At 71.0% G+C, this 7,712-nt stretch carries 8 protein-coding genes; all 8 read right to left on the bottom strand.

Annotated features, from left to right (window positions below; translation table 11 throughout):
- A partial coding sequence (locus ND748_RS20370) for an ABC transporter ATP-binding protein (protein ID WP_251747596.1) occupies nt 1-1,102 on the bottom strand: 1,102 nt, incomplete at its 3' end.
- Nucleotides 1,099-1,932, bottom strand: a complete 834-nt coding sequence (locus tag ND748_RS20365) for a carbohydrate ABC transporter permease (RefSeq protein ID WP_251747595.1) — start codon at nt 1,930-1,932, stop codon at nt 1,099-1,101. The genes ND748_RS20365 and ND748_RS20370, both read right to left, overlap by 4 nt.
- Complete coding sequence (locus tag ND748_RS20360) at nt 1,919-2,857, bottom strand: carbohydrate ABC transporter permease (RefSeq protein WP_251747594.1); 939 nt, start codon at nt 2,855-2,857, stop codon at nt 1,919-1,921. The genes ND748_RS20365 and ND748_RS20360 overlap by 14 nt, the downstream gene beginning before the upstream one ends.
- A 4-nt stretch (nt 2,858-2,861) precedes the next feature.
- Entirely contained in the window at nt 2,862-4,253 is a 1,392-nt protein-coding gene (locus tag ND748_RS20355) for an ABC transporter substrate-binding protein (protein ID WP_251747593.1), read from the bottom strand.
- Nucleotides 4,250-5,089, bottom strand: coding sequence for an MBL fold metallo-hydrolase (locus tag ND748_RS20350; protein WP_251747592.1), 840 nt, complete (start codon nt 5,087-5,089; stop codon nt 4,250-4,252). The genes ND748_RS20355 and ND748_RS20350 overlap by 4 nt, the downstream gene beginning before the upstream one ends.
- Nucleotides 5,090-5,470: 381 nt before the next feature.
- Nucleotides 5,471-6,016: a hypothetical protein gene (locus ND748_RS20345; RefSeq protein WP_251747591.1), complete on the bottom strand. Its 546-nt coding sequence runs from the start codon at nt 6,014-6,016 to the stop codon at nt 5,471-5,473.
- A 305-nt stretch (nt 6,017-6,321) separates the two neighbouring features.
- Nucleotides 6,322-6,969 (bottom strand): hypothetical protein, encoded by a 648-nt coding sequence (locus tag ND748_RS20340; RefSeq protein WP_251747590.1) that lies wholly within the window; start codon nt 6,967-6,969, stop codon nt 6,322-6,324.
- Nucleotides 6,970-7,146: 177 nt separating this feature from the next.
- Nucleotides 7,147-7,712: glycoside hydrolase family 15 protein (locus ND748_RS20335; RefSeq protein ID WP_251747589.1), on the bottom strand; the 566-nt coding region annotated here is incomplete at its 5' end.

Raw genomic sequence — 7,712 nt, 5'->3', positions numbered from 1 at the left:
GGTTGGGGGGGGCGGGATCTACGTTGTTGTGTAGGTTGGGTGGCGGCCGGGGGGGTGGGGGGGGGGGGCCCGGTTGTGGGGGGGGCCGCCGGGCCCGGGGGGGCGGGCCGGCCGCCCGGGGCGGGGGCGGCCCGGGCAGCCGCGCCGCCACCCCAGGACCGGCCAGGACCCGCCCGTCCCCCGCCGGCGCGACGGAGTGCAGGTTCATCGGCGGGCTGCCCAGGAAGGTCGCGACGAAGGTGTCCGCCGGGTATCGGTACACCTGCTCGGGCGGCCCGGCCTGGATCACCCGGCCGCGGTTCATGACGACCAGGTTCGTGCCCATCGACAGCGCCTCAAGCTGGTCGTGGGTGACCAGTACCACCGTGTTGCCGAGCTCCCGGTGCAGCCGGACCAGCTCCGCCCGCGCCCGTTGACGAAGCTGGGCGTCGAGGCTCGACAGCGGCTCGTCGAGGAGCAGGACGGCCGGGCGGCGCACGATCGCCCGGGCCAGTCCCACCCGCTGGCGCTCCCCGCCGGAGAGCTGCTCGGGCCGGCGGCGGCGCAGCTCGCTGAGCCCGAGCATCGCGCAGACCTCGGCCACCCGGCTGGAGATCTCCGCCCGACTCGGGCCAAAGCGCCGATCATGCCTGGCCGCCAGCCGGAGACCGAAGTCGATGTTGCGCTCCACGGTCATGTGCGGGTACAACGCGAAGTCCTGGAAGACCAGGGCCACCCCGCGCTCGCCCGGCGGCAGGTGGGTCACGTCGGTGCCGTCGATGAGCACCCGGCCCTCGTCGGGTGTCTCCAGCCCGGCGACGACCCGCAGCCCCGTCGACTTCCCGCAGCCGGACGGGCCGACCACGACCGTCAGGGAGCCGGCCGGCACACCCAGGCGCGGCACGTCGAGCGCCGGGTGGGCACCGTAGCGTTTCACGATGCCTGCCAGCGTGATCCCGTCCGTCGTCATCCCGCCCGTCGTGATCCCGTCCGTCGTGATCCCGTCCCGCGCGGCAGCGGACCCGTCTGGCGGGTCTTGCCGGGGCCGCCCCGACGCCGTCGCCGTCGCCGTCGCCGGGAGCTCGGTCGGGCCGGAGGTGGGCATGTCCGCGATGTGCGTCATCTCAGTCCGCTGTGCATGAAGGCGTCGGTGACGCGGCGGGAGGCGAGGAGGTAGACGGCGACGATCGGCAGGGTGGCCAGCATCGAGCCGGCGAGCAGGGGCCCGTACTCCGGACCCTCCTGGGTGAGGAAGGCGCCCAGGCCGGGCTGGATCGTGGCGTGATCGATGTCCGGGGCGGCCAGGCTCGGCCACAGGTACTCGTTCCAGGCGGTGATGAACAGCAGGATCGCGACCGCACCCAGGGCCGGCCGCAGCAGCGGCAGCAACACCAGCCGCAGCACCTCCCCCGGTCGGGCGCCGTCGAGGACGGCCGCGCCCAGCACCGTCGAGGGGACCGCCCGGATGTGGTCGCGCAGGAGGATCACCGCGAGGCCCGTCCCGTAGAGCTGCGGCAGGATCAGGCCCGGAAAGGTGTTCCGCCAGCCCAGGTGGGAGATCGTCAGGAACAGCGGGATGATCAGCGACTGCGGCGGGACCAACAGGGTGATGACGATCAGCGCGACCAGCACCCGGTGCGCCCGGGGCGGGAAGCGGACGAGCGCGTAGGCGGCGGGCACGGCGATCAGCAGCTGCAGCAGCGTGACCCCCGCCGCCATCACGATGGTGTTGATCAACAGGCGCCACACCGGGAAGTCCCTGGTGGCAACCCGGTAGTTGTCGAGGGTCGCGGGCGAGGGCAGCGGGTTGGAGTCGAAGATGCCGCCCGGGGTCTTGAACGACGCCGCCAGCGCCCACAGCACCGGCAGGATCATGATGGCGACGGCCCCGAGCAGGAACGCGTGCCGGCCGACCGTCCCGACGGTCCGTCTGGTCGCGCTAGGCGATGGCACGGCGCCTCCATCCGGCCACGAGCAGGCCGAGTCCCAGCACCAGCGCGAGCGCGCCGGTGATGACGACGGCGGCGGCCGAGGCCGTGCCCGCGTCGAAGAAGGTGAAGGCGTAGGTGAACAACCGGTAGTAGACGTTGTCGGTCGAACCGGACGGGCCGCCCTGGGTCAGCACGGCGACGTTCGCGAAGATCCACGGCCAGACCACGACGAGGGAGAGCATGCCGAGCAGGACGACGGTGCGCCGCAGGTGTGGCAGCACGATGTGTCGGGTGATCTCCCACTCGGTCGCGCCGTCCAGCGCGGCCGCCTCGAGCAGGCCACGCTCCAGGTTCGCCAACGCCGCACCGAAGAGCAGCACGTTGAGGGCAACGACCTTGACGGAGGTGATCAGCAGAACGGAGTACAGCGCGCTCGACGGGTCGCCGAGCCAGTTGTGCGCGCCGACGCCGAACCAGCCCGCGACCACGTTGACCAACCCGGACAACGGGTCGAGCAGGAACTGCCAGGTGATGGCCGTGGCGACCGGCGCGAGCACGACCGGCAGGAACAGCAGCGTCCGGTAGACGGTGCTGACCCGGCCGGGTCGCTTCCACAGGGCGATAGCCAGCGCCATCGGCACGACGGTGGCGAACGGCAGCATCGCCACCGCGTAGACGAGCGTGTTGCGGGCGGCGTGCGGGAACTGCGGCTCGTGCAGCAGCCGGGAGTAGTTGGCCGTCCCCAGCCAGGACGGGTGGGGCGCGGTCAGGTTCCAGCTCATGAAGCTCAGGACCCCGGTGAACACCAACGGCCCGTAGACCCAGACGACCAGTGCGATGATCAACGGGGCCAGGTAGAGCCAGGGTCGGGCGCGATCACGCAGACGCGCCACCGGGGGAGCGTGGTCGGCGCCACGCTCCCCCGCGATCAGAGACGGGTTCGCCATCCGATCACTTCTGGCCGAGGACGCCGCGTACCTGACCCGCCACCGACGACAGGGTCGACGCCGGGTTGGCCCCCCGCAGCACGATCGGTTCGACCGCGTCGTCCTGGACGGCGACGACGGCCTGGCTGGCCCGCTTGCCGGTAAAGGACCGGTAGGGGCTGACGCTGTCCAGCTGCGCCAGGGCCGGGGAGAGCAGCTTGTTGGCGGCGAAGTACGGCGCGAGGTACTTCGGATCGGTCGCCAGGCTCGGCCGCAGCGGCAGGTAGCCGATCTTCGAGGTGATGATCGTGAAGCCCTCCGCCGAGGTCAGGAACTTGATGAACTCCCAGGCCGCCTGCTGGTGCGCCGAGTCCTTGGCCAGGACCGCGAGCCCGGCGCCGGAGTAGGTCGGGGCCGCCGGCCGGCTCCCGAAGCTCGGGAAGCCCGCCGTGCGCAGCTCGAACCTGCCGGTGGCGGCCTTCTGCAGGCTGGCCGTGACGGCGGTGCTGCCGATCAGCATGCCCAGCTTGCCGGCGCCGAAGGCGGCGACGGCGTTCGTGGCCGTGATCGCCGGCTGCGCACCCGACGTGGTCAGATCCTGCATGGCGGCCAGCGCACCCACGGCCGCCGGCTGGTCGAAGGCCGGCAGGCCGTCGGGGCCGACCTCCCGCCCGCCGTTGCTGGCGATCACGGACTGGGTCAGGTAGTCGGACTTGCCCGAGTCGACGACGGCGAAGTACGCGCCCTGGGCCCCAGCCTTCTCCTTGATGGCCAGCGCGTCCTTCTTGACCTCGGCCACGGTCGTCGGCGGCGTGGTCGGATCGAGGCCGGCCTTGCGGAACAGGTCCGCGTTGTAGAAGATCACCGGGATCGAGATGGTGTACGGGACCGCCTTCACCTTCCCGTCCACCGCGACGGCGGACAGCAGGTGCTGGGAGAACCCGGCCATGGCGGCGTTCCAGTCGGCCCTGGTCGGGATGTCCTGCACGGGCACGATGGGCAGGAGCTGGTAGGCGGCCGCCATCTTGCTCCAGCCGATCTGGGCCACGTCCGGCGGGGAGCCGGCCGCGGTGTCCGTCTGCAGCCGGGTCAGCACGTCGGCCACCGCGACGCCCTGCGGCTTGACGGTGATGTTCGGATGCGCCTTCTCGAACGCGTCGATCAGGGCCTGCGTCCCCTTGCCACCGATATCGGGCGTTCCGTAGTTGTAGGACAGGAAGCTGACCGAGATCTTCTGGTCGGATCCCGTGGCCGCAGCGGTGGCGCCCGAGTCGGAGCTCGATCCGCAGGCGGCCAGCACGGCCGCGGTGATCAGAGCTACCGCGGCGACCGGGGACCACCGCCGCCGCCCGGCCACACGCTCGACGTTCGTTCCCTCGACGTTCGTTTCCTCGACGTTCGTTCGCTTGACGCTCATGAGCGGGCCCCTGCCGAGGAGCGGATGTCGAAGGTCCTGGCCGGGGCGGCGAGGTGCACCGGTCCTCGGAACGAGCGCTCGGCGTCGGCCTTGCGCGCCGCCAGCCAGACGTCGTCGGCGGTGATGAAGTGGGTCAGCACGAGCTCCTTCACACCGGCCGCGGCGGCCACGTCACCTGCCTCGGCCGCGCAGAGGTGGCCGTGCGTCGTGACGTCGGGCTGCTCGAGGGTCGCCTCGGCGAGGAACAGGTCGACGTTCGCGGCGAGCGCGACGAGGTCGGGGGTGTAGGCGGTGTCTCCGGTGAAGGCAAACGAGCCCTCCGGGCTCTCGATACGCGTCCCGCAGTTCAGCAGAGAATGGTTCAGCTTGTGCATGCTGATCTCGCAGTCGCCGACGGTGAACGTGTCGCCCGGCTCGTACTCACGGACGTCGAACGCGACGTCGAACGACCGGTCCAACATGGGAAACGACGGGACCGGGAAGACCGAGGCCAGCAGGTCGAGCTTGGCCCGGCCGCCATTCGGCACGTACAGCGGGACCGGCGGCCACTCGGCGCGCGCCGCGCCCCGCAGGGTGGGAAAACGTTCCGGATCACGGAGCCGACCGGACAGCAGGGTCTTGCCGACGGTCAGCAGGTCGTAGCAGTGGTCCGCATGTAGATGGCTTATTATTATCGCGTCAAGTTCGCTCGGGTGCGCTACCGAGCTGAGGGCCGTGGCCGCGCCGGGGCCACAGTCCAGCAGGAGCCGGGCCGACCCCGTCGAGACGAGGTAGCTGGAGCTGGACTGGCCGTCCGCAGGCATGCCCTGACGACAACCCAAAACGGTTAACCGCATAAGTGATCCCATTTCTCGGTATCCGGCGCCAATCGACGGTGACCGGCCGACTCCGGGAAAATGCTCTCAGCAGGCAATCCAGGTTTCAATCACAAACTCCCGATGGTTCGATCGCACACCAGAGTTCCAATCTTTCACCCCCCGGTCATGGTCTCGTCACCATCGGGTCGCACGCGAGACGACCCGATGGTGCTAGGCGACAGGAGCGCACCGGTGGGAACGGGTGCCTCTCGGCCGGGATTCCGGGTTGCTGTCGTGATCCCGGTTCTCCCTGCACGAAAGGCGCCCCCTCACATTCCGTGGTCACCCGCCTGCCGGTGTCCTCCTGCTACCGACGAACTCAGATCCGGCGTGCAGGAATGTTGACAGGCGGTCACCACGTCATGGCGAGATCTTGATTGCCTGTATCGCCCGGCCTTCGCCGGCGGTGCCCACCTGGGGCGTCTGTCCGCAACGCTGACCCTGCCAGCCGGTGTCGGCAAGATGTGCCTCGGCACAGATCCCGCGGGGCGCGAAGAAGCGAATGGCCTCCAGCCGCAGGTTCTGTCCCGTGGTTCCGATCGTGACGGGCTCGCCAGGGGTCGCGCAGACCTCCGGCTGCCAGCCGATGCTCTGCACATGGGCCGAGGCGCAGACCTTGACGTTGCGTGTCCGAATCTCCAGCGCCTGCATCGAGAGGGCCTGGCCGGTCGTCCCCGCCTCCTGGCCATCGCACCTCCAGGTCTGCCATCCGATCCACGCCACATGGGCCCGGTAACAGATCTGCCCCGCCGATCTGCCGATCTGCGCCTCCGGACTCACAGCCGCCACCGTTGAAACGGACGCGCTCGACCTGGCCGCGGCAGCGAACCCTGGCACGGCAGCCAAGGCCACTATTGCCAGACTCATCACCGGCACGGCCAGCCAGCGACGGAAGAGTGATTTCATCGTCCCTCCATTCACTTTCATCACCGAACCCGCCTACAGGCAGGACCTTCTTACAACCAGGGTCGCTCGATCGCGATAATCAATGCTGCCTGCACCGGTGATTCTGGGGCTGCGGCGCGGGGCCGGCGTTCACGACGTAATCGGGAGATTCCCGGGCGAGCATCGCGCGCCGGCGGCAGGACCATCGACAGAATACGAATGATCGATCAGCGGTGTCGACCACGCGACGCCAGGAATGTCGGGGCGTTTTGCCGGGTGGAGCGGGTTCCTTGGTGAATGTCTATGCGCCTTCGGAGCCCGACCGTTCAGGGGAGGACCGGGCCGGTTCCCCTGGGGAAGAACGGGGCGTCATCGTCGGCTGGGAGCGGGCCGACGAGCGCCGCGACCACGGCGTAGGGGAGGTGACGTGGCCAGACCAGCAGGCCGCGGGCCAGCTCTCGGATCCGCGGGCGCAGCGGCGTCAGCCGGTTCACGCAGTGCCGCCAGGCCGCGGCCTCGTCGGCGGCAAAACGGGTTCCGGCCAGGCCCGCGCGGAAACGCCGTGCGTCCCCGCCGTCGCGGCGCCAGCCGGCGAGCCACGCGCGAATCTCCGCCTCGGATGACGGCAGCGTCCAGGTGCGCAGGCCCTCCGCGACCTGCCCACCGGCCGCGACGACGAACGCCTGCGCCCCGCCGCCGCTGATCGCGTGGATCCGGCCCGAGCTGCGCCCGCCCGCGCGGATCGACGCCGAGCTGAACCGCGCCAGGACCGCCAGCGCGGCCACCGCGTGCCCCGCCTCGTGCCAGGCGGTGACGACCGCCTCGGCCCGGGCGGGCGCGTAGGACCCGGCGAAACCGCCGTCGTATCGCTGCCGAAGCCAGGTGTCGTGAACACAGGAGGCGTCGTCGTACCGGACCAGCCGGGCAAGTTCGGCCCGCACCGCGGCCAACGTCCGCGCCTGCGCCGGAGTCACGCCCGCGACTATAGAGCGCGATCGCCTCGACACGAACATCTCTGGCGGCGGGACTGGCCCGTCGACATCGCGCGGACGACTTACGACGTGCCAGGCGCGAGCGGCCTGGCACGTCGCCGCCATGCCGGACCAGCTGCGCTCCGCCTCTCCCCGCCAGTCGATCCGGTGGGGGCCTCGCTACAGGACGCCGCGACGTTCATCCGGGGCGAGGACGGCGGCACACTCCAGCAGCAGGGCGTGGACGAAGGCCTGCGGCAGGTTGCCGCGCAACTGGCGCTGGTCGACGTCGAACTCCTCGGCGAACAGGCCGGGGCTGCCGCAGCTCGCCCGGCCGCGTTCGAACAGGGCCCGCGCGCCGACGTGGTCGCCTCGGGTGTGACGGGCCAGGGCGAGCAGGAAGCCGCAGAGCAGAAACGCGCCCTCCTCGTCGCCGAGCGGTCCGCCACCGTCCGGGGGGAAGCGGTAGACGTAGTCGTCCCGGACGAGCTCGGCCTCCACCGCGGCGACGGTGGCCCGGCTGCGGGGATCCTGCGGCGGCAGCGCGCCGCGCAGGGCCGGCAGGAGCAGCGCCGCGTCGATCCGCCGGTCACCGGGGCTGCGTTGCCAGCGGCCATCGGAATGCCGGCAGTCGGCGGCAACGTCAGCGAGGATCGCCTCGGCCAGGGCGGTCCACCGCGCCGCCTGGCGGGCCGGCGCGTGGGCGGCGATCGCGCGCAGGCCGCCGACGCAGGTCAGCCGGGAGT

The organism is Frankia sp. AiPs1, from assembly GCF_023716945.1.
In the GTDB taxonomy this organism is placed as follows: domain Bacteria; phylum Actinomycetota; class Actinomycetes; order Frankiales; family Frankiaceae; genus Frankia.
The sequence above is the reverse complement of the archived record's forward strand: the minus strand, read 5'-3'. Positions and strand labels throughout refer to the sequence as shown.